The 23220-nt window shown below is 33.3% G+C and carries 21 protein-coding genes; 19 read left to right on the top strand and 2 right to left on the bottom strand.

The features are described from left to right. Positions 1-49 precede the first annotated feature (49 nt). The 11 genes from ACQY63_RS09480 to ACQY63_RS09530 all read left to right on the top strand — a co-directional run bounded on the left by ACQY63_RS09480 (position 50) and on the right by ACQY63_RS09530 (position 11376). On the top strand, positions 50-2032 hold the full coding sequence (locus tag ACQY63_RS09480) for a leucine-rich repeat domain-containing protein (RefSeq protein ID WP_412622932.1): 1983 nt from the start codon (positions 50-52) through the stop codon (positions 2030-2032). 103 nt (positions 2033-2135) lie between these two features. Continuing rightward, on the top strand, positions 2136-2306 hold the full coding sequence (locus ACQY63_RS09485; protein WP_022164919.1) for a hypothetical protein: 171 nt from the start codon (positions 2136-2138) through the stop codon (positions 2304-2306). 324 nt (positions 2307-2630) lie between these two features. After that, on the top strand, positions 2631-3872 hold the full coding sequence (locus tag ACQY63_RS09490; protein WP_022164920.1) for an ammonium transporter: 1242 nt from the start codon (positions 2631-2633) through the stop codon (positions 3870-3872). A 56-nt stretch (positions 3873-3928) separates the two neighbouring features. Further along, on the top strand, positions 3929-4285 hold the full coding sequence (locus ACQY63_RS09495) for a P-II family nitrogen regulator (RefSeq protein ID WP_117999935.1): 357 nt from the start codon (positions 3929-3931) through the stop codon (positions 4283-4285). Positions 4286-4305: 20 nt separating this feature from the next. Next, positions 4306-4662, top strand: coding sequence for a P-II family nitrogen regulator (locus tag ACQY63_RS09500; protein ID WP_022164922.1), 357 nt, complete (start codon positions 4306-4308; stop codon positions 4660-4662). 375 nt (positions 4663-5037) lie between these two features. Then, entirely contained in the window at positions 5038-6687 is a 1650-nt protein-coding gene (locus tag ACQY63_RS09505; protein ID WP_428245103.1) for a fibronectin type III domain-containing protein, read from the top strand. Positions 6688-6796: 109 nt separating this feature from the next. Continuing rightward, positions 6797-7684, top strand: coding sequence for a DegV family protein (locus ACQY63_RS09510; RefSeq protein ID WP_022165240.1), 888 nt, complete (start codon positions 6797-6799; stop codon positions 7682-7684). 33 nt (positions 7685-7717) lie between these two features. Beyond that, complete coding sequence (locus ACQY63_RS09515) at positions 7718-8593, top strand: DegV family protein (RefSeq protein WP_412336105.1); 876 nt, start codon at positions 7718-7720, stop codon at positions 8591-8593. Between the two features lie 2 nt (positions 8594-8595). Further along, the gene (locus ACQY63_RS09520; protein ID WP_022165243.1) at positions 8596-8829 is read left to right on the top strand and encodes a cysteine-rich small domain-containing protein; all 234 of its coding nucleotides are present in this window, start codon (positions 8596-8598) and stop codon (positions 8827-8829) included. Positions 8830-9070: 241 nt separating this feature from the next. Further along, positions 9071-9781 carry an ABC transporter ATP-binding protein gene (locus ACQY63_RS09525; protein WP_022165244.1) on the top strand — a complete coding sequence of 237 codons (711 nt, stop codon included), beginning with the start codon at positions 9071-9073 and terminating at the stop codon, positions 9779-9781. Beyond that, a complete protein-coding gene (locus tag ACQY63_RS09530) occupies positions 9781-11376 on the top strand; it encodes a hypothetical protein (protein ID WP_022165245.1) in 1596 nt (531 codons plus the stop codon). Before ACQY63_RS09525 ends, ACQY63_RS09530 begins: the two co-directional genes overlap by 1 nt. Positions 11377-11503: 127 nt before the next feature. Here ACQY63_RS09530 and ACQY63_RS09535 read toward each other — a convergent pair whose 3' ends face one another. Both ACQY63_RS09535 and ACQY63_RS09540 read right to left on the bottom strand, forming a co-directional pair. Further along, on the bottom strand, positions 11504-13165 hold the full coding sequence (locus tag ACQY63_RS09535; RefSeq protein WP_428245104.1) for an MBL fold metallo-hydrolase: 1662 nt from the start codon (positions 13163-13165) through the stop codon (positions 11504-11506). Between the two features lie 123 nt (positions 13166-13288). Next, the gene (locus ACQY63_RS09540; protein ID WP_022165247.1) at positions 13289-14092 is read right to left on the bottom strand and encodes a hypothetical protein; all 804 of its coding nucleotides are present in this window, start codon (positions 14090-14092) and stop codon (positions 13289-13291) included. A 194-nt stretch (positions 14093-14286) separates the two neighbouring features. On the opposite strand from ACQY63_RS09540, the gene ACQY63_RS09545 reads away from it, so the two are divergent. The 8 genes from ACQY63_RS09545 to ACQY63_RS09580 all read left to right on the top strand — a co-directional run bounded on the left by ACQY63_RS09545 (position 14287) and on the right by ACQY63_RS09580 (position 23090). Further along, positions 14287-15702, top strand: coding sequence for an immunoglobulin-like domain-containing protein (locus tag ACQY63_RS09545; protein ID WP_428245106.1), 1416 nt, complete (start codon positions 14287-14289; stop codon positions 15700-15702). 16 nt (positions 15703-15718) lie between these two features. After that, positions 15719-16426 carry an acyl-[acyl-carrier-protein] thioesterase gene (locus ACQY63_RS09550; protein WP_022165250.1) on the top strand — a complete coding sequence of 236 codons (708 nt, stop codon included), beginning with the start codon at positions 15719-15721 and terminating at the stop codon, positions 16424-16426. Between the two features lie 58 nt (positions 16427-16484). Continuing rightward, on the top strand, positions 16485-17309 hold the full coding sequence (locus tag ACQY63_RS09555) for a CvfB family protein (protein WP_022165251.1): 825 nt from the start codon (positions 16485-16487) through the stop codon (positions 17307-17309). Between the two features lie 134 nt (positions 17310-17443). After that, positions 17444-18562, top strand: a complete 1119-nt coding sequence (locus ACQY63_RS09560) for an ABC transporter ATP-binding protein (protein ID WP_022165252.1) — start codon at positions 17444-17446, stop codon at positions 18560-18562. A gap of 152 nt (positions 18563-18714) precedes the next feature. Beyond that, positions 18715-19803 carry a PucR family transcriptional regulator gene (locus ACQY63_RS09565; RefSeq protein ID WP_022165253.1) on the top strand — a complete coding sequence of 363 codons (1089 nt, stop codon included), beginning with the start codon at positions 18715-18717 and terminating at the stop codon, positions 19801-19803. A gap of 433 nt (positions 19804-20236) precedes the next feature. Continuing rightward, complete coding sequence (gene ftsE / locus ACQY63_RS09570; RefSeq protein ID WP_117999921.1) at positions 20237-20908, top strand: cell division ATP-binding protein FtsE; 672 nt, start codon at positions 20237-20239, stop codon at positions 20906-20908. Further along, on the top strand, positions 20909-21817 hold the full coding sequence (ftsX, locus tag ACQY63_RS09575) for a permease-like cell division protein FtsX (RefSeq protein ID WP_022165255.1): 909 nt from the start codon (positions 20909-20911) through the stop codon (positions 21815-21817). 16 nt (positions 21818-21833) lie between these two features. Continuing rightward, the gene (locus ACQY63_RS09580; RefSeq protein ID WP_022165256.1) at positions 21834-23090 is read left to right on the top strand and encodes a murein hydrolase activator EnvC family protein; all 1257 of its coding nucleotides are present in this window, start codon (positions 21834-21836) and stop codon (positions 23088-23090) included. Positions 23091-23220 lie beyond the last annotated feature (130 nt).

A 23220-nucleotide genomic window follows, 5' to 3' on the forward strand; every position in this document is an offset into this window, starting at 1 on the left:
AGTAGAATGGATGTGTTTGGAAAATTGGGAACATAAGAAGGGAAAAACTATGACTAAAAAAATGATAAGAAAAATAGCCCTTGTTTTGGCTATCGCAATGATTACACAATGTGGGTTTGGCTTAAAATTATTTTCTATAGATGTAAAAGCTTCCACAGGGACAGCTAATACGGTAACAGAAATAGAAGCCGGTAGCATTGAAGTTACTACAGGTCAAAATGAAAATACAGGTAGCGGTGACTTAGGAGAAGTGGTCCCTACAGGAAGTGGCGGAGAGACAGTTGAAACAGCTACAGATGAAACATCATCTGATTTACCTACAGAGACACCAACGGAAACACCATCAGAAACAGAAACACCAACAGAGCCTGTTACAACACAAAGTAGTGAAATAATTGACGGTTTATATAGAGTAAAAAAGGGTGTGCTTGTAGAGTATGTGGGAGACAAAGAGGACAAGACAATAACAACTCTTACAATTCCTGCAAAAGTAACAACTATTAATGAATATGTATTTGAAGACTGCAAGTATATTAAAACATTAAAATTTGCAGACAACAGCAAAATTGCAACAATTTATAAATATGCATTTAAGGGTTGTGATGCTTTAAAAACAGTTACATTACCAGGCACATTGAAGACAATAGGTTACAAGGCATTTGCATCATGTCCGGCACTTAAAAAACTGACAATTCCAAGTTCCGTTACATACGGAAATCAGATTTTAGGTTCAAAATCTAATGTTACTTCAGTTACTTTTAAGAAGGGTATGAAAACAATTCCTTCAAATATTTTAAAGAACGCTAACAGCGTTGAGACTGTTTCAATATCATCAACAACAGTAATAGTTGGCGCAAGTGCTTTTTATGGTTGCTCATCTTTAAAAAAAGTATCGCTTCCAAGCAATACAACAACTATTAATACATATGCGTTTTATGGCTGTAAAAAAATGACAAGTTTTACAATGTCAAGTAACATTAAAACCATTGGTAAATACGCATTTAAAAATTGCCCAAAGGTTGAAAAGATAACACTTTACAAAACTATTGTTTCAATCGGTGACGGTGCTTTTACAAATGACAGTAAATTAACACTGCTTGTATATGCAAACTCAAAAGGAAAGGCTTATGCAAGAGCAAAGAAGTTAAAGTGGGATTACACTAATTCAGAAAAGAAAAGAAGAGCAGCAAATCAGACAATTTACGACAAATATCTGGCAAAAGTAACTGCCGGTGACAAGAATAAATACAAATTAAAATATTTATCAGACTATGTACCCCAGGGGACCTGTGTTCTTGGAAAATATGTAATAGTTTCCATGTATCATAAGCATTTGGCAAAGCGTTCAATACTGGTTGTTTACAGTAAGTCCACCGGAAAATTTGTAAAAAATATTGTCTTGCCTAATTATGATCATGTTGGCGCAATTACCAATGTAAAAGGAAGACTTGTTGTTTCTTTAAATAACATATCAACACCTGATTATGGAGCTGTGTACAGTTACAGCAAGATAAAGAAAGCAAAGCATGGAAAAGTATTAAAACCTGGCTATCGTGTGAGATTCTCGGGAGATGCAGACTTTGCAATTTTTGACGGGACTTATTTTTGGGCAGGTAAAAGTGCTAATACAAACTATGCAACAATGCAGGGCTACAAAGTTAAAATTAAAAAGAAAAAATTAACGTTCACAAGAAAGTTCAGTTATTATGTTCCGGCTAACAGTCAGGGACTAATTGTTCAGAAAATAAGTAAAACAAATAGAAGATTTATATTTGCTCAGTCTTATGGCAGATTAAAGAACTCATCCTTAATTACATACAAGAAAAAAGTAAGCAAGGCTGGTGGACTTGGAAGTCCTGTAAAAAAAGAAACCTTGCCATGTATGCTTGAGGGAATTTGCATGAGCGGGAATAAGTACATATTCTTCACATTTGAATCAGGTGCATCCCTATATTGCGGAAATCCTGACAATACAAGTGAATTACAGATAAAATTTGTTTGTAGAATAAGTAAAAGCAAAATGGGATTTTAAAATTATAATCAATAAACATGGAACTCCTTTGATTAGTAGGTTAGAACTATTAATCGAAGGAGTTTTTTTTTGCCTGCCGTGTAAAACGTCATTGACATCAGCAATGGCATCATCAACAATTACAGTTGACGGTACACCTGTATCAAAGGATACAAATATTGCTTTAGGTAAAAATGTTCAGGTTTCATCAGCGGAAAATGCAACTGTTGGTGGAGACAAGATTGTAGATAATGATACAAGCACAAGATGGTCTTCAAAATCCTCAGATGATTAGTGGTTTGTAGTTGATTTAGGAAAGAGTTATACAATTAACAAGGTTACATTTAACTGGGAAGCAGCCTACGCAAAATAAGCAAAACTTATAAAATATTGTAAATGTTTAATAAATAAAGAAAAAAGTTAATAAAATTAACAAAACACTAAATTTACTTGTGTTTTTTACATTCAAATGATAAACTTTGCAATGAACAAGGACGTTCGACAATTATTTGTCGCACGTCCTTGTTTTGCTTTTTGGGACATTTTAACCCCCCCTTTTTAAGTAAAATGTCTTAATTGGAGATTAGGAAAATATGTATAGGAAATGGAGGTACTTGTTATGAACTCAGGAGACACAGGGTTTATACTCATTTGCTCTGCGTTGGTGTTTTTTATGACACCGGGGCTGGCATTCTTTTATGGAGGTTTAGTTAGGAGAAAAAATGTGGTCAACACCATGATGGCAATTGTTATGATTATGGGACTGGCAACAGTTATGTGGGCTTTGTTCGGTTATTCATTGGCATTTGGCGGAAATCATGGAGGCATTATTGGTGACTTTAGATGGTTTGGATTAGAAGGTATAGGTTGGAATGTAGGACCGTATGCAGATTCAATACCAAATCTTGTATTTTGTGCATTTCAGATGATGTTTGCCATTATTACACCAGCTCTTATAACAGGAGCAGTAGTAGGCAGAATGAGATTCAAGGCTTTGTTTATTTTTATAGCATTATGGTCTTTGGTGATTTATTATCCATTGGCTCATATGGTATGGGGCCAGGGCGGACTTCTTGCTGAATTAGGTTCAGTAGACTTTGCAGGAGGTGACGTTGTACATATTAGTTCAGGTGTAACAGCCCTTGTACTCGCAATTGTTCTTGGAAGAAGAAAAGGTTACGAGCGAATGACATATAGAATCCACAACATACCGTTTGTTGTATTAGGAGCTACAATTCTTTGGTTTGGATGGTTTGGATTCAATGCAGGTAGTGCTTTAAAAGCAGATGGGCTTGCAGCCCATGCATTTATGACTTCGGCAATATCATCGGCAGCAGCCCTTTTGTCATGGATGTTTATTGATATGGTAAATGATAAGAAAACAACTTTGGTTGGTGCATCAACAGGTTTGGTACTTGGTTTGGTTGCCATTACACCGGGAGCTGGATTTGTACCAATTTGGGCATCATTTATTATTGGAGCATTAGTTAGCCCAATATGTTATTATGGCGTTATTTTAGTAAAGAAAAAATTAAAAATTGACGATGCACTTGATGCATTTGGATGCCATGGCATTGGTGGTATCTGGGGCGGCATCGCAACAGGAATTTTCGGTAAAAGTTCTATTAATTCAGTAGCAAAATGGGATGGCCTTGTATATGGCGAGTGGAGATTGTTTGCAGCACAGATTGAAGGAATTCTCATTACAATAGCAATAGCTGTAGTGGGTACACTTATATGTGTTGGAATTGTAAGAATATTTACACCTCTTAGAGTAACAGACCGTGAAGAAAAATTAGGACTTGATATTTCCCAGCATGGAGAAAGTGCATATCCAAGTTTCAACGGTATGGACCAGTAAATTGTGGAGTAGAAATATTTATATTGGAAATAGTTGATTATTAGGAGGATTAAATCATGATAATGAAAATAGATGCCATTGTCAGAGAAGAAAAGTTTGAAGATGTAAAAAACGCTTTGATGGACATAGAAGTAAATGGTCTTACTGTTTCACAGGTTATGGGCTGTGGATTACAGCGAGGCTACAAAGAAATTGTAAGAGGTATGGAAGTTGAACCTCAAATGCAACCTAAAATTAAATTTGAAATAGTTGTTTCATCTGAAGAGTGGGCAGATAAAACTATAGATGCCATAAAAAAAGCTGCTTACACAGGAGAGTACGGAGACGGTAAGATTTTCTGCTATCCTGTAGAAAAAGCTGTAAAAATAAGAACAGGTGAAACCGGCTATGACGCCATTCAGCGTCAGGAATAAAAAGTAAGGAGATGTGTAAAATGATTATTAAGGTAGAAGCAATTGTCAGAGAAGAAAAAGCAGAGGACGTTATTGCAGCATTAGATAACATTCAGGTAAATGGTGTTACAGTAACAAAAGTTGAAGGTTACGGCGCACAGAGAGGTGCTGATAACTGGGTTAAAGGCATGAAACTTGAAACAAAAGTAAGACCTAAAGTTAAAGTCGATGTAATTGTATCATCTGAAGATTGGGCAGACTTAACAGTAAGAGCCATTCAGAAAGCTGCCTACACAGGAGACTATGGAGATGGAAAGATTTTTACTTATGAAGTAAGAAGCGCACAGAAAATCCGTACAGGTGAGACAGGTTATGATGCAATACAGCAGCAGGAATAATTTAGGTATATAAATAAATAAAAGCACAGTAGCTTTATTGAAAAGCAGACAATGAAACTCATTAAAAAATGGACTATATATGTAATTGATCGTGGTAATATGAAATTCGTATAAGTATTACGACAAACTTTAAAGTCTTACATTTAGTGAGAAAGATTGTCTGCTTTTTATATGTAATTTCTTATTACATATAAACGTTCTACTGGAGATACATTCTGGCACGAAAGGAAAAATATTGCTAAAGAAACACGTGCTTAGGGCGTAAATATAAATAAAAAATATTTTTATACAAAAAGTGCATTGACTAAAACATAATAAAATGTTACAAAATATATGAGAAAGGCGAAAGCCGTAAAAAGAAGGAGATTATATAAAATGAGAAAACTTAAGGACAAACTATTAGAATTAAGCCACAATAAAGGTTTAATCAAAGTAAGAAACTACAAAAAAGGATATGTGAGAAAAGGAATAACTGCCTTATTTTTAGCATTAACCCTTACAGTATCATCTTTGGGAGGTGGAGATTTGTATGCTGTAAAAGCAGGTAGCAGTTGGCTTGATAGTAATATTTATGATGACGAAGATGAAAATCAGGAAATTACTATTGTAAATAAGGGTGAACTTAAAGAAGATATGGAAGTGAAGCTTATAGGACCGGAAAACTGTATGTACAGATATTCTTTTGTCCCAAAGGAAACAGCCATATACACTTTCTATACAGTAGGTAGTTCAGCTACTTATGTTCGTTTGTATGACTCAAATGGAACACAAATACAAAGTGGCGGGAATAGTAGCAAGGTATTTCGTTTAAACTGTTGCATAAGTAAGAAGTTAATTGGAGGGGAGATGTATTATTTTGATTTACAGGAGAGTAATTTTCACTCAATTGCATGTAATGTAATAGTTAAACAAATGGATATGGATGAGACATATGGCTGTACCAAAGATATTGATAACTATGGATTACATGATCAGGAAATACAGTTTGAACCGGTGCTATATAATATTATTGGTGAGGAAATAAAAAATCCAAAAAACATGACATATTTATGGTATAAAGGGGACGTTGATGAGGATGAAAAAGACGACAATATATGTTTAGGCACAGATAAGAAATTTAAGACAAAATGTGATGGATATGCCGATTGCCGTGAATATTCAGCATTGGTGTATAAAAATGAAAAGTTCTTTGAAAAAGTATATTGCCAGACAAAGGTAATAGAGTACAAATATACAATGAACCAAGGAGAAAAGTTGGAAGATTTAGACGAGTATACAACATTATTAGAGTTTACTCCCGAAAAATCAGGTTATTATAAGCTATATACAACAGGACTTAATACAGGAACCTTGCGTTTGTACAAAGACAAAGACTACACAAAAAATTGCAAAAATTACGTTGCAATGGCAGAAGAAAATGCAGAAGACTGTAAAAATGTCACCATAGAATATTATTTAAAAGCAGGGGAAACATATTCTTTTATAATGGAATATTTTTATTATAATGTAAGGATGTCAGTAGCCATTAATTTTGTAGGAGATGAAACCTCAACTACAGAAAAGAATTCAGAAGAAGATGTAATAACAAGTAATGAAATAACAACAAATGCAACTCAAACAACAGATAATGGAGTTTTAGACAATTCTCAAACATCAAAAAATGAAACTGGCATTTCAGAGAGAACAGATTCTCAGGCTTGTCCTACAACCGGAAACGTAACAGTAAAAGCACCGGTAAAAGTGAAAATCAAAAAAGCATATAAAAAGAAAAATAAAAATAAAAATAAAACTAAAATTTGTTTACTATTTAATAAAGTAGGAAATGCAAATAAATATGAGATTAAAATAAGCGACAACAAGAAATTTAAAAAGAAAAAAACTAAAACAAAATTAAGTAGGAAAACAAGTTACACATTTAGCGGATTGGCAAAAAGTAAAAAGTATTACATAAAAGTAAGAGCTGTTAAAGTAGTAGGTAAAAATAAAAAATATGGCAAGTGGAGTAAAGTTTATATTGTAAAATAATACAAATTATTAATATCCATTATTTATGGCGGATTGCTTAAAAATTCTATAAATGTTATAATGTCTAAAATATGGCTTAGTGTTTGCTAGTTTGAAAGGAAAGTATGATATGAAGGATTATATTATTAGTTGTTGTTCAACTGCGGATTTAACAGAAGAGCATTTTAAGGACAGGGATATTGAGTGTGTTTTCTTTCATTATGAACTTGATGGAAAAGAATATTTAGATGATTTGGGAAAATCAATGAGTTTAGATGATTTTTATCAGGCAATGGTTGATGGAGCAGAAACCAAAACATCTCAGGTAAATGCAGAAGAATACGAGGCACATTTTAGGAAATTTTTAGAACAGGGACTTGATGTATTGCATGTAACATTGTCATCAGGAATTTCAGGCACAATTAACTCTGCATTAGTTGCGAAGGCTAATTTGGAAGAAGAATTTCCTAACAGAAAAATTTATGTTGTTGATTCATTGGCAGCATCATCCGGGTTCGGTTTATTAATGGACAAGTTGGCTGATTTAAGAGATCAGGGAAAAACAATAGATGAAGTATATCAGTGGGCTGAAGAAAACAAAAGAAGAGTAAATCATTGGTTCTTTTCTACTGATTTAACATTCTACATTAAAGGTGGAAGGGTTTCAAAAACTTCCGGTATTGTAGGCGGTATACTTGGTATATGTCCATTGCTTAATGTGAATTCCGAAGGAAAATTAATTCCAAGAGCAAAGATTAAGGGCAAGAAAAAAGTATACAAGGCTATTGTGAAAAAGATGGAAGAATTTGCTGACAATAGATTAGAATATAATGATAAAGTTTATATAAGTAACTCAGCTTGTATGGAAGATGCTAAGGCTGTTGCAAACTTAATAGAAGAGAAATTTCCGAATACAAAAGGGAAAATTGAAATATACAATATAGGAACAACAATTGGCAGTCATACAGGTCCGGGAACAGTAGCATTGTTCTTCTGGGGCGACGAAAGAGTTGATTAAGTGCATTTATAGATTTTAAGAATGGAGAAAATAATGAAGATAGCAATTTTAACAGATAGTAATGCTGGAATTGATATAAATGAGGCAAAGGAACTTGGTGTACATTTAGCTTACACACCAATAGTTATCGAAGAGGAAACTTTTTATCAGGAAGATGGTTTGACTAAGGAAAAATTTTACGCAGAATTGAAATCAGATAAAAACATAACAACATCTATGCCTTCTCCAGGGGATATAATGGATAGATGGGATAAGTTATTAGATGAAGGTTATGAGCAGATAGTTTATATTCCACTATCAAGTGGCTTGAGCAATTCATGCCATGCGGCAATTCAGTTATCTGAGGAATATGATGGCAAAGTTCAGGTAGTGGATAACCATAGAATTTCTGTTACTATGCGTCAGGCTGTTTTAGATGCAATCTGGATGGCTGATAATGGAAAAGATGCAAAGGAAATCAAAGAAGCACTTGAGGCAAATGCCTTTGATTCAATAATATATCTTACTGTTGATGATTTAAAATATTTAAAGAAAGGTGGACGAGTTACACCGGCAGCGGCAGCTCTTGGAGCAGTTTTAAATATTAAACCTGTCTTAAGAACTGTTGGAGAAAATTTTGACGCAGTAGATAAGGTTAGAGGTAGCAAGCGTGCAATTTCAAAAATGCTTGATTATACAGAAGAATATGTAAACAAACTTTTAGAAAATAATGATACATCTAAGATTCGAATTGGTGCAGCAGGAACTTTTGAAAAAGAAGAAGACGCTAACAACTGGCTTGAACAGGTAAAAGAAAGATTTCCTAACATACCTGATATTTATTATGATCCGTTATCACTTGTTGTTGGGGTTCATACAGGTCCTGAAGCAGCAGGAATTGGCGTAAGTTTAATTTTGAGAGAAGAATAATAATGAGTTATAAATTTTTTTCAAACAAAGAGTGTGAGTATTATCCATGTCACAAAATAGCAGAAGGAGAAGAATTTAACTGCTTATTTTGTTTTTGCCCGTTGTACTCAATGGGAGAAAAGTGTGGCGGAAACTTTACAATTCTTAGCAACAACATAAAGGATTGCAGTAATTGTACTTTCCCACATAGAAAAGATAATTATGACAAGGTAATTGAAAAATTATCAGGCAATTAATTACAGGAAATATAATACGAAAAACATAAATAAATGTTTCACTAGGAATACACCCTGGTGCAAAAAGAATATAGTTGCGTGGCAACACGCACTCAGTACTTAGAATGTCGCTTGCGACATTCTTTTCTTTTAATAAAAATGACAAAATTTCAATAATGTATAAAAATATATATTTTATACATAAAATAGAGTATACTAATAAACAGTGACAAATTAATAATAATACAAAGGGGAGGGGAAAATGTTAAGAATTGAAAATTTAACAAAGAAGTTTGGAGACAAGAAGGCAGTTGATAGTCTTTCTTTACATATTGAGCCTGGTGAGATTTATGGCTTTATTGGTCATAATGGTGCAGGTAAAACAACAACTATTAAGTCGATAGTAGGAATTTTGAAATTTGATGAAGGTGAAATTCTTGTGGATGGTATGTCTGTGAAAGAGAGCCCAATTGAATGCAAGAAAAAAATAGCGTACATACCTGATAATCCGGATTTATATGAATTTATGACAGGTATCAGTTATTTGAATTTTATTGCAGATATTTATAATGTAAGTTCACAAGACAGAACTGAAAGAATTAAGAAATATGGTGATTTGTTAGAATTAACTGATGATTTAGCACAGCCTATTAGTGCCTATTCTCATGGAATGAAACAAAAACTGGCAATTATTTCAGCCTGGATTCACAATCCAAAACTAATAATAATGGATGAACCATTTGTAGGTTTAGATCCAAAATCTTCTCATATTTTAAAAGAAATGATGAGGGATGTGTGTGACAAAGGTGGGGCAATTTTCTTTTCAACTCATGTGTTGGAAGTGGCTGAAAAATTGTGCGATAAAATTGCAATTATAAAAAATGGCCAGTTAATTAAATCCGGCACAATGGAAGAAGTGAAGGGTGACGAATCTTTAGAGGCAGTATTCCTAGAAATGGAGGCTGAACAATAATGATAAAAGCCCTATTAAAAAAGCAACTTAGGGAAGTTATATCTCTAATGTTTCGAAATAAGAGAAATGAACAGAAAATGTCAAAAACAAAAATGGCATCATACATAATTGTATACACAGTTTTGTTTGCAATTGTAGCTGTAGTGTTTTTTAGTATGGCAAATATATTCTGCAAGCCATTTTTACAGGTAGGATTAGATTGGCTGTACTTTGTTATAATGGGAATGGTGGCGATTACATTTGGAGTAATTGGAAGTGTATTTAACACTTATGCAAGCTTGTATCAGGCAAAAGACAATGATTTGCTAATGTCACTTCCAATCCCGGCACCATATATATTGCTAATTAGAGTTGCCGGAGTGTATATTGTAGGTTTGTTTTATCAGTTGTTAGTAATGATACCAACGGCAATAGTATACTTTTTTAATGCAGACATAACTGTGGGAAGAATTATCGGTTGTATTGTAATTACAATAATGAATTCACTGTTTTTACTGGCAATGTCATGTATATTAGGCTGGATAGTGGCAGAGGTTAGTTCAAGATTGAAATTCAAAAATCTGGTGACAATAATCGTGTCCGTGGCATTCTTCGGAATTTACTATTATATATCGTATAAAGCTTATGATGTAATGCAGGGGGTAATTGCTCAGGCGGCAGTTGTTGGAGAAAAAATAAAAGGGGCAGCATATCCGTTGTATGCAATGGGTAAGGGAGCTACCGGTAATGTGAAATATATGGCAATATTTTCGCTAATGGTTCTAATTTTGCTGGCAGTTGTAATTTTTGTTTTGGCAAAAAGTTTTTTCAACATAGCTACTGAAAACAAAGGCGAAAAGAAAAAGGTTTATAAAATAAAAACTGAAAAGCAAAAAAGCGTCTCCAAAGCATTACTGTTTAGGGAGTTAAAAAGATTTACTTCAAGCGCAGTGTATATGTTAAATTGCGCACTAGGCTGTTTATTTATAATAGTCATAACAGTAGCAGTAGTAATAAAAATAGATGAAATAAACAGGCTCATAAGCCTTACAGGCATCAGAAGTGTATATCTTAGTTTTGGCATAACTTTGATGATTTGTGCAGTTATGTCAATGAACGATATTACCGCACCATCAATTTCTCTAGAAGGAAAAAATATATGGATTGCGAAAACATTGCCTGTGGACACTTGGCAGATTTTGAGAGCAAAATTAAAACTTCATAATATAATAACAATCACACCTATGGTTATATGTAGTGTGATACTGGGCATTGCATTTAAACTATCAATATTGCAGATAATATTAGTTACAGTTGTTCCCGTTATTTTCGTAATGCTTAATGGTGCGTTGGGCCTGGTAATTAATTTGAAAATGCCAAATTTAAACTGGGTTACTGAGGCGGCAGCTGTAAAACAAAGCTTTGGTGTATTTCTTGCAATACTTTTAGCATGGGCAATGATTGCAGTAATGGCAGTGGTGTATTTGAAAGTATGTGTAGATTGGATAGGTGCGGATACATATTTAGGCATTCTAGTATTAGTGCTGCTATGCTTACTACTTATTGCATATAAGTGGTTAAAAGATAAGGGGACAGAAATATTTAGAAATCTTTAGTTTACATAGAAATATTATTAAAAAAGAACCTGTATACAATTTTATGTTAAGTCTTTACCGGATTACAAAAATCAGTAAGGAGAGTAGTATATAAAAATTGTATACAGGTTCTTTAATATTTAAATAATTAATCAGCAAATTTTACTTTTTTAACTTTGCTCCACTTGCCGTCGCAGTATTTATTGTAGCCTTTTACTCTAATGTAGTAGTCTTTTGTTTTTGGTTTCTTCTTCAATTTAAAAGAATTTTTTGAAGCTTTCTTAATAGTTACAGTTTCAACATCATCCTTAAATTTTTTGTCAGGTGAATATTGAATCATATAGCCTGCGTTATATTTGGAAGATTGTTTTTTCCACTGTAATTTTATGCTCTTTGTCTTTTCAATTATCTCAGTAAAAAATCCTTTTGTAGGAATCGGTAATTTTTCTGTTTTAAGAGAAATTGTTTTACTCCACTTGCCGTCTCCAATATTGCTTTTAAAAGCACGAACAGAGAAATAATATTTCTTATTAAAAGAAAGACCTTTTATCGTAGTGTTTAAATTCTTTTCGTTATTAAAAATTTTGTATTTAACATTTTTCTTAAAACTTTTACTAGTTGAGTATTTCAAATAATAACCGGTAACATTTTTTTGACCTTCCCAGCCAAGTTTGATTTTGTTAAGTTTAACAGTCTTAGTTTTTATGGTTTCCTTTTTAGGAAGAATCATAAATGTGGTTGTGCAGGTACCGACAAACTTTTTATCTAATCCCGTAAGTTTAACTTTGGCAACACCGGGATTTTTATTTGAAGAATATTTAATCTTATATTCGGAAGGGAAAACTACCTTGCCATTTACAACTAAAGAAACACTAGGAGTAATTGCTTTTCCCTTTGATCTGAAGACCTTGGAAGATAAAGCAATGGTTCCGTTCTTTATACATGTGTACTTGATACTTTCCTTATTAGGTGTTGAAATTTTTCCGTCTATAAAATTAAATACAACATCCTTATCGGTTGTTCTGTAAACCTTAACGAACTGCAAAGCAAGTCTTTTTAAAACAGAAGCTCTTGGAAGTCTTGCTGTTGAAGCTCTTGAAGAAGAAATTATTGCGTATTGCGGCTGAACGGCCCTTATAAAAGCGGTACAGGATGATGAACCGGCACCATGGTGACCAACTTTTAAGACGTCAGCCTTAAAATTATACCCTTTAGCAAGTAACTGCTTTTCCATTGTTGAAGGCAAATCGCCTGTAAGCAAAAGGGATTTACCACCACAGGTTACTCTTAGAACAATACTGCATTCATTGTAAGTTGTTCCCTGAAAACCATCATAAACAACAGTTACAGTCGCATCTCCAAGCTTCCAAGATTCTCCATCAATAGGATTTCTGTAAGGACAGCCCTTTTCCTTTACGCTATTAATGAATTTTGAATAAGTTTTGTTACCTTTAACGCAAGGCGAATAGAAAACCTGTCCAACTTCATATTTCTCAAAAATTTTATTGAAGTTACCAACATGGTCTCCGTCAGGATGAGTGGCAACTACATAATCTATTTTATTATCAGGTATATTTAATTTGCTAATATAATTGGCAACTAACTTAGATGCACTTGGTGGACCTGAATCAACAATCATGTAATGTCCCTTGCTCTCAACTACAAGGGCATCACCTGAGCCAACATAAATAGAATGAAATGTCATTTCGTTGTCGTTAGCCGATACGTGCATAGCGTAAAAACATGTTGAACATAATAATATGGCTAACACAAATAAAAGTTTTTTTAAAGTTACATAAGCTGTTTTCATTTTTCTTTTTTATTACCATTTAATAAGTAAGAAAATCTTATAAAAGCATTTCATCAGAAAAATACCATAAGTATAAATCAAATATTCATGACCATTAAAATTGAAAAATCAATTTAACATAAATTATGCATTAACGGTTTTTTCATAAGATTGTTCTAAATAGTAATATACCCTCCTTAAAATTATCCAAAAAATTAGAATATCAATTACTAAAAGTCCTTCAGAAAATTTGCCTAAAGACTGTAAAGCACTATAGTCTGAACCAATCCAAAATACAAAAGTATTTAGGACTATAAGTACCATAGACACAAACCATGTGATTTTTCCCCATTTTCTTTCGTCTCTGCAACATACATCAGGACACATTGCAAATAACCCGCCTGTAAATAAAAAGGTGGTTAAAATAATTGAACACATATAAGCTATTCCAATAAACATGGCTAAATTACATAATAACAAACCATTGAAAACAAAAGGAAGTGCTTTTAATAGTATGTGCAATATTAAGCCACAAAATGTACTTAAAGAACCATAACTGAATTTTTTATTTACTTTTTTTAATAAAAAACATGCAATAAAAATTAAGATAAATCCAAGTCCATCATTGAAAATGTCAATATGTACAGCTCCAAAATATACTTTGTCGATTACCTTTGTCTGGGTTGTGCCTGTAGAATCCGTAGTGCCGGAAACCAAAGGTGTTTTTTCTAAGGCTGAACCAGAAGAACCTGAAGTATCAATAAGCTTATAAGTACATTTAGCACCATAGTTTGATGCAATATTGTAGTATTGAAATTCTCCAATAACATTATTGGAATTACTATAGTCATGTGGATACTTGACGCCTGTAGATACATCCACATCAAGTGCTAACAAAATAAATCCTATAGCCAATAGTATAAAGGCTAATTTAAACTTTGATTTCATTAATAATACCTCCGCCGTAGTATTTTAATTACAAAAAACGTTCCAAAACTCTAATGTATGTAATTATATATTAAATATAGGTAGAAAAGCAACATTATTACATTGTAAAAAAGGAAGAATGTAGTATAATTAAGAAGATTTTAAGTAAAAAACTAGCTTTAAAAATTAAAATGCAATGAGCAGGAGGAAATGAAATGAAGAAAATAATGACAAAAAGTTTATCATTATTCTTAGCAGTAGTTATGGTACTTAGTTGCATAACTATAACAAAACCTAACAAGGTTAGCGCTGACAGTACAGCCTATACAATTAAAGTTAATTTGGGAACAAACTGTACAACAGTTTACAAAAACGGAAAAGCCATCAAGGCAATGATTTGTTCTCCAAGTAATGAAACACCAACAGGAACATTCTATGTACCTGTAAAATACAGATGGCATGAAATGATTGGAAACTGCTATGCACAGTATTGTACAAGAATCACAACTTCAATTTTATTCCATTCAGTATGGTATTACAAAAATGGTGACAAGTCTTCAATGTCTGTTAAGGCTTACAATGTAATGGGTCAGAAGGCTTCTCATGGATGCGTAAGACTTTTATGCAAAGACTCAAAATGGATTTATGACCATTGTGCAGTTGGAACAAAAGTAGTAATTTTCTGGGGCAAAAAAAGTGATGATCCAATAAAACGTCCATCATTTACACCAATTACAAACGGAAAATTCACAGATTGGGATCCAACTGATCCAGATCCAAAGAACCCATACAAGAAAAAAGTTCCTACGGTCAAAGCTAATAAGACTAAAATCGAATTTGGTACAAAAGTAAAATTAAAGAATTTAGTATCAGCAAAAGACAGTGCAGGAAATGCAATTGCCAAGAAGAAAATTAAGACAAAAGGAAAAATAAACACAAACAAGCTTGGTACATACAAAGTTAAATATACTGTAAAAGATTCTCTTGGAAACAAGGTTACAAAAACATTTAAGTTTAAGGTTGTAGATACAAAGGCACCTGTAATTAGCGGTGCAGCAGATAATAAAGACGTTGCTCAGGGTAGCAAAGCTAACGTTTTAACCGGTGTTACAGCAAAGAGTGTACCGGGAAAAAATTTAACATCAAAGATTAAAGTTTCTGTTAAATATAAGAACAAAAAAGTTTCTGTAAAGAAAGGTAGCGTAAAATTCTCAAATACAGGAACATATAATATTACATATAGTGTAAAAGGCAGAAACAAAAAAGAAGCTAAGAAAACTGTTAAATATAAAGTAAAAAGTCATAAAGTTAAGCTTACATTAACAGCTTCAAAGGTAACTTTAGTTCAGGGTACAAATGCAGAATTTGGTTATACTTATGTTAAGAGCTTAAAGACTTATGATAACAAAGATTTGAAAATCAAGAAATATGTTACATACACAGGAAAAGTTGACATGAACAAGCCTGGTAAATATGTAATTACATACAAGGCTCAGTACAAAAATCAGACTTACACAGCAGTAACAAAGAAGCTTACAGTCACAGTTAAGGCAAAACCGGCAACACCTGAACAGCCAACAACACCTGAAACAACAACTACAGCTCCTGAAACAACAACTCAGGCAAAGTAGGCGTAAAGAGGTAAATATGTATTCTTATAAAAAAAGAGTAAGTTTTAGTGAAATTGGAAAAGACGGTATAGTTCCTTATTATGGAATATTGTATAATTTGCAAGATTGTAGCACATTTCAGTCAGAGGATTTAGGAATTGGCATTAGCTACTTAAAAAAACACCACAGGGCATGGGTACTTTTAGCTTACAAAATACAGATTTTTAAGGATTTAAGATTTGGTGAAGAAGTTGAAGTTGGCACAAGTCCGTTAAATTTTGACAAGGTAATGGCAACAAGACAGTTCTGGATTAAGGATGCAAATGGCGGGTACATTGTAAAGGCTGAATCTATTTGGAGTCTGCTTGATACAGAAAAGCGCATGCCCGTAAGAATAACTGAAGTTGACATTTCCAAGTACCAATTAGGTGAGGCTTTTGACTCACTTAAAGTGTCAAGAAAATTAAAGTTTCAGGGAGAAAGAGAAGTTCTTGGAACAACAAAGGTTTTCAAAAGTTTCATAGACACAAATGGTCATTTAAACAATGCAGACTATATGCGGATTGTTGAACAGTTTCTGCCAAAGGGAAAAAAATACAATCAGATTGAAATTGTATACAAAAAGGAAGCTTTAATAGATGAAGAAATAGTGTGTGTGGCTTACAATAATCAGGATTATCTTGGCATAAATCTTGAAAGTGCTGACGGTCAAATACATGGACAAATAAAATTAAAAAATATTTAGGTAAGAAACAGTTTGCAGATGTCTGTAAACTGTTTCCTGCCCCTTGGAGGAGAATCTAATGGAATTAGGAAAGACATTAAAATTAAAAGTGGTAAAGAAAACAGATTTTGGTATTTATTTAGGAACTGAGTATGATAAGGTTCTTTTACCAAAAAACGAGGTGCCACAGGGAACGGAGCTTGGAGATACTGTAGAAGTTTTTATTTGCAGGGACTCAAAAGACCGATTGATTGCTACAATTCATAAGCCGGTAGCAGAAGTTGGAGAAACTGCTTATGTTGAAGTAAAGGAAATAACTAAGTTTGGGGCGTTTCTTGACTGGGGCCTTGGAAAAGATTTGTTTCTGCCTTATAAGGAACAGACAACAAACATTAAAGCAGGCGACAAAATTTTAGTGGGCATCTATACAGATAAAAGTGACAGATTATGCGCCACAATGAAAGTGTACAACTACCTAAGCTGCAATTCCACATACCAGGAAGAAGATATTGTAAAAGGCGTTGTATATAATTACAATCCAAACTATGGAGCCTTTGTTGCGGTTAATAATAAATACCACGGTCTGATTCAGACAAAAGAACTTACAATGAAAGTTCATGTAGGAATGGAAGTGGAAGCCAGAGTTAAAAGTGTTCGTCCTGATGGCAAGCTGGATTTGGCTCTTAGAAAAAAATCATATTTACAAATAGAAGAAGATGCTGAAAAAATATTGCAGTTTATGAAAGAAAATGGCGGAAAAATTGACTACACAGACAAGGCATCTCCAGAGGTTATTAAGCGTGATTTTAACATGAGCAAAAGTGAATTTAAGAGAGCTATTGGCAGATTGCTCAAAGAACACCAAGTAATTATTGGTGAAAATAACATATTTATAGAGAAATAGCAGTAGCCATATGCAAAATATACAAAGATTTTTTTGTTATTTTGTTTATTTGCCATATAGTATTTTCCTACGATGTGATTTAGAATATCAACATACAAAAGGTAGTGAGAACTATTTCTAGGAGGAAAAGATATATGGCAAGTTTATCATTAAGAAATATCTGCAAAGTTTATCCAAACGGATTTGCAGCAGTTAAGGATTTTAACCTTGAAATTAAGGACAAGGAATTCATCATCTTCGTAGGACCATCAGGTTGTGGTAAGTCTACAACACTTAGAATGATCGCAGGTCTTGAAGAAATTTCATCAGGGGAATTATACATTGGGGATAAGTTAGTAAATGACGTAGAACCTAAAGATAGAGATATCGCAATGGTATTCCAGAACTACGCATTATATCCACATATGACAGTATATGATAACATGGCATTTGGTCTTAAGTTAAGAAAAGTACCAAAGGCTGAACAGGAAAGATTAGTTAAAGATGCAGCTAAGATTCTTGACCTTGAACAGTTACTTGACAGAAAGCCAAAGGCTTTATCAGGTGGTCAGAGACAGAGAGTTGCTATGGGACGTGCAATCGTTCGTAATCCTAAGGTATTCCTTATGGACGAACCTCTTTCAAACTTGGATGCTAAGTTAAGAGTTCAGATGCGTGTTGAAATTGCAAAGATCCATAAGAGATTAGGTGCTACAATCATCTACGTAACACATGACCAGACAGAAGCTATGACACTTGGTACAAGAATCGTAGTTATGAAAGATGGTGTTGTACAGCAGGTTGATTCACCTAAGAACTTATATGACAAGCCAGTAAACTTATTTGTAGCAGGATTCATGGGTTCTCCACAGATGAACTTCATCGATGCTGAAGTTGAAAAGGTTGGAACAGATATCAAGTTACATGTTGGCCAGGCTAGAACATACATTACAGTTCCAGCTGAACAGGCTAAGAAGCTTGAAGAAGGCGGTTATGTTGGTAAGACAGTTGTTATGGGTATCAGACCAGAAGATATTCATGATGAAGAAAGCTTCATTGCAAAATCACCTGAAAGTGTATTTACAACAACTATCAGAATTTACGAATTACTTGGTGCAGAAGTTTACTTATACTTCGATGTTGAAGGATTTGATTGTACTGCAAGAGTAAATGCCCGTACAGAAGCAAGAGTTGGTGATGAAGTTAAATTCGCTATGGACTTATCAAAATTACACATCTTCGATAAGGACACAGAAAAGGTAATTACAAACTAATTAGATTAGATAAATAAAATTATGAAAAAGCACTTTGTTTGGAAACAAACAGGGTGCTTTTTCACTTGTATTTTACAGTAAACTGGTTTAAAATATAACTTGAATAATTGTTTATATACACAAATGCAGTTAAAAAAAGCAAGGAGAATTATATGATTTCAAATCAAATTTTACAGAACACAATTGAAGGAATTAAGAGTATCTCAAGAGTAGATTTACATGTGACAGATACAGATGGAAAGGTTGTAGCCTCAACATCACATACAAGTGAACAGTTTGAAAATTCAGTTTTGGCATTTGTAGCATCCCCAGCAGACAGCCAGTCAGTACAGGATTACCAGTTTTTTAAGGTATATGATGAAAATCAGTTAGAGTTGATTTTGATTGCTCAGGGAACAAGCGATGATGTGTTTATGGTTGGAAAGATGGCTGCTTTTCAGATTCAAAACTTACTTGTTGCATACAAAGAAAGATATGATAAGGACAATTTTATTAAGAATCTTCTTTTAGACAATCTCCTCCTTGTAGATATATATAATAGAGCAAAGAAATTACATGTAGATGTGGATGCAAGAAGATGTGTCTGCATTATTGAAACAAAAAATGAAAAAGACAGTGTTGCACTTGAAACAGTTAGAACATTGTTTGCAGGTAGCAAAAAAGATTTTATTACAGCAGTAGATGAAAAGAGTATTATCCTTGTAAAAAAAGTTGATGACAATCAGGGATATGAAGAAGTTGAACATATTGCCAACACAATAGTTGATATGTTGAATACAGAAGCTATGGTTAGGGCAAACGTAGCTTATGGAACAATCGTTAAGGAAATCAAAGAAGTTTCACGTTCATACAAGGAAGCAAGAATGGCACTTGATGTTGGAAAGATTTTCTTTAGTACAAAGAATGTTGTTGCATATAACAATCTTGGAATTGGTCGTTTGATTTATCAGTTACCTATTCCACTATGTAAGATGTTTATTAATGAAATTTTTGATGGCAAGTCACCAGATGAATTCGATGATGAAACATTAACAACAATTAACAAGTTCTTTGAAAATAGTTTAAATGTTTCAGAAACATCAAGACAGTTATATATTCATAGAAACACATTAGTATATAGATTAGACAAGCTTCAGAAGACAACAGGTTTGGACATTAGAGTGTTTGAAGATGCCATTACATTTAAGATTGCATTAATGGTTGTTAAATATATGAAGTACATGGGTAATACTGAATTTTAGTAATATTGAATTTTGATCTATTTATTAAAGACTTAATATGATATTTAATAGAAGGACATTCATACATTGTTTAAGTGCTGCTTTAAGTACAGAAATTTAAATATTTCTAAATATTACATATAAAAAGGACACAGAATTTTAACAAATTGCTATTTTAATATATAAGTGGACAGGCTGGGTAAGCATTGGTGCTGATTCAGTGATGTTGGGACTTATATTAATGAACTAATATAATAATCATATTTAAATAATAATCATATTTTACTTTTATGGAAGAAATAGAACATAAAAGAAATTAAAAAATTATATTCGACAAATTTTTATTACATTTGCGTAATATAATTTTTCGGTGTGTAAAAAAATAAGATTGCGATAATGTATAACATTTAATGTGAAAGATTAGTTCATTACACATATGTTAAGGAGTAGACAAATGATTAGTATAAAAGGTGTAAGTAAATCTTATGGAAACGGCGCACCTGCTCTTAGCAATTTAAATTTAGAAATTGAAGATGGCGAGTTTGTATTCGTTGTTGGAGCCAGTGGTTCAGGAAAATCTACTTTTATTAAATTGCTTTTGAAGGAACTTAATCCAACAGAAGGAATGATAACAGTAGGTAACATTAAATTATCTAAATTAAAATCAAGAGGAGTGGCTAAGTATCGTAGAAAACTTGGCGTAGTTTTCCAGGATTTTAGATTACTACAGGACAGAGATGTATATTCAAACATTGCTTTCGCACAGCATGTTATTGGAGCGTCTCCAAGAGAAATAAAGAAGAATGTTGCAAGGGTACTTTCCTTGGTAGGTTTATCAGAAAAGTATCGTTCAAATCCTAATGAGCTATCAGGTGGTGAGCAGCAGAGAGTTGCTTTGGCAAGAGCGTTGGTAAACAAGCCTGACATATTACTTGCCGATGAACCTACAGGAAACCTTGATCCTGAAAACTCATGGGAAATTATGAAATTATTAGATAAAGTAAACAAACAGGGAACTACCGTTATTGTTGTTACGCACAACCTTGAAATTGTAGAGGCAATGAACAAGAGAGTAATTACAATGAAGAAAGGTGTAAAAGTCAGCGATAGCAAGGTGGTGGAATAAATGAATGGAAGAACAGTAGGATACTGCTTTAAACAGGGTGTCGTTAATATTAAGAGAAATAAGTTGTTCTCAATTGCATCAATTTGTACAATTGCTGCCTGTATTTTTCTTATTGGAATTATACTTTCTATTATTATTAACGTTAATTCTGTGGAGAAGCAGGTAGAGCAAAACGTTGGTGTTACTGTATTTTTTGATAAAGGTTTAAAAAAGGAACAGATTGATGCTATTGGTGCAACAATAAAAGCTGATAAGCATGTTGAAAAATACAAATACACATCAGCAGAGGAAGCTTGGAAGGAATTCCAGGGAGATTACTTCGCAGAAGATCCTGAATTGGCAAAGGCATTTGCAAATGATAATCCATTAGCTGATTCAGCATCATATACAGTTTTCCTGAAAAACATTGATGAACAGGATGCTTTTGTAAATAGCATCTCAAAAGTTCAGGGTGTTAGAAAGGTTAAACATTCAGAGCAGGCAAAAGAAACATTAAGTAAGTTTTCAAAACTTTTAGGATATGTATCAATAGCTTTGATAGTAATTTTATTAGGCGTGGGAATTTTCTTAATCAGTAATACAGTTATGATTGGTATAACCGTTAGAAGACATGAAATTAAAATCATGAAATTGATTGGTTCAACAAACGGCTTTGTTAGAGCACCGTTTATTATAGAAGGTGTTATAATCGGTCTTGTTGGTTCAGCTATACCTCTTGTTATTTTAAGAGTGATTTATGAAAGATTAATATCTTTTGTAATGTCAAAGGTAGGAGTTATGGCAAGTTCAATTTCTTTTGCAACAGTAGGTGAAATATTTGGAGTGCTTGTTCCATTAGGACTTGGAATTGGAGCCGGAATTGGTTTAGTTGGTTCATTCCTTTCAATTAGAAAGCACTTAAAAGTTTAATGGAGGAGATAAACAGATGAAAAAGAATTTTTCGAGAATATTAAGTTTATTACTTTCCGCAACATTAGTTTTATCAATGGCAGGAACATCATTTGCCAGCGTTTCAAGTGAGAAAAGCAAGCTGTCAGATTTAAATAGCCAGAAAATTAAGAAAAATGCAGAAAAGAAAAAACTTCAGGCTTCAAAAAGTGAAGTCGAAGCTTATATTGAAGAAGTTGATAAAAAATTAACTGATTTATCAACACAGATATATAAAACACAGCAGGAATTAGATAAGACAGAAGTTAATATTAAGAAAACAGAGAAGAAATTAAAAGCAGCAGAAGAAAGCATTAAGGCTCAGTATGCTGACATGAAGTTAAGAATTAAGTATATGTACGAAAATGGTGATACAGAATTACTTGACTTAATTTTAAATTCAAAGAGCATTACAGAATTCTTAAACAAAGCTGAATATATTACAGAATTATCTCAGTATGATAGAAAAATGCTTAACAAGTTAAAGCAGACAAGAAAGACAATTTCTGATTCAAAAACTTCTTTGGAGAAAGATAAGAAGAACCTTGTAACAATGCAGACAAAGCAGAAGACAGATAAGTCACAGCTTGAAAGTACAGTTGCATCAAAGCAGTCAGAATTATCTGAATATGAAGATTTGCTTGAGCAGAATGAGGCTTCTTCAGATGCACTTGATCGGGAAATTAAGGCACAGGAAGAAAAAGTAGCCCAGGCTAAGATCGCAGCACAGGCAACACAGGCTCCAACTCAGGCAGCTACAAAAGCACAGACAAATACAAACAATAATACAAATAACAACACAAATAATAATACTAATAACAATACTAATACAAATACAAACCCAACACCAAGCAAATCCAGCGGTTGGATTTATCCGGTACCGGGACACACATCAGTTTCATCAGATTATGGATACAGAAAAGATCCATTCTCAGGTAGTAGCACATTCCACAACGGAATTGACTTCCCTGCACCAGGTGGAACTCCTGTAGTAGCAGTAGCAGACGGTACTGTAGTTTGGGCAAATTATAATGCCACAGCAGGAAACTGGACAGGTATTAAACACTCAAATGGTGTAACATCAGTTTACATGCATCAGTCATCAATTTTAGTAAGTGTTGGTCAGCATGTAAGTCAGGGACAGACAATTGGTTTAGTTGGTACAACAGGTTCATCAACAGGTAACCATTTACATCTTGGAGCAACAAGTGGAACAACACCAGGTAACTGGGTAAATCCATGGAGTTACTTCTAAACAGAATGAAACATAATATTTTATAAATAGTAAAGAATGAAAAATTAATTATTTAGTTTTTCATTCTTTATTGTTATAAAAGAAAAAATAGTTTAATATACATAAGTAGTATGATTCGCAAGGAGAAAGT

The sequence above is a fragment of the Eubacterium sp. Marseille-QA0814 genome (genome assembly GCF_965119675.1).
Classification (GTDB): Bacteria; Bacillota; Clostridia; order Lachnospirales; family Lachnospiraceae; genus Eubacterium_G.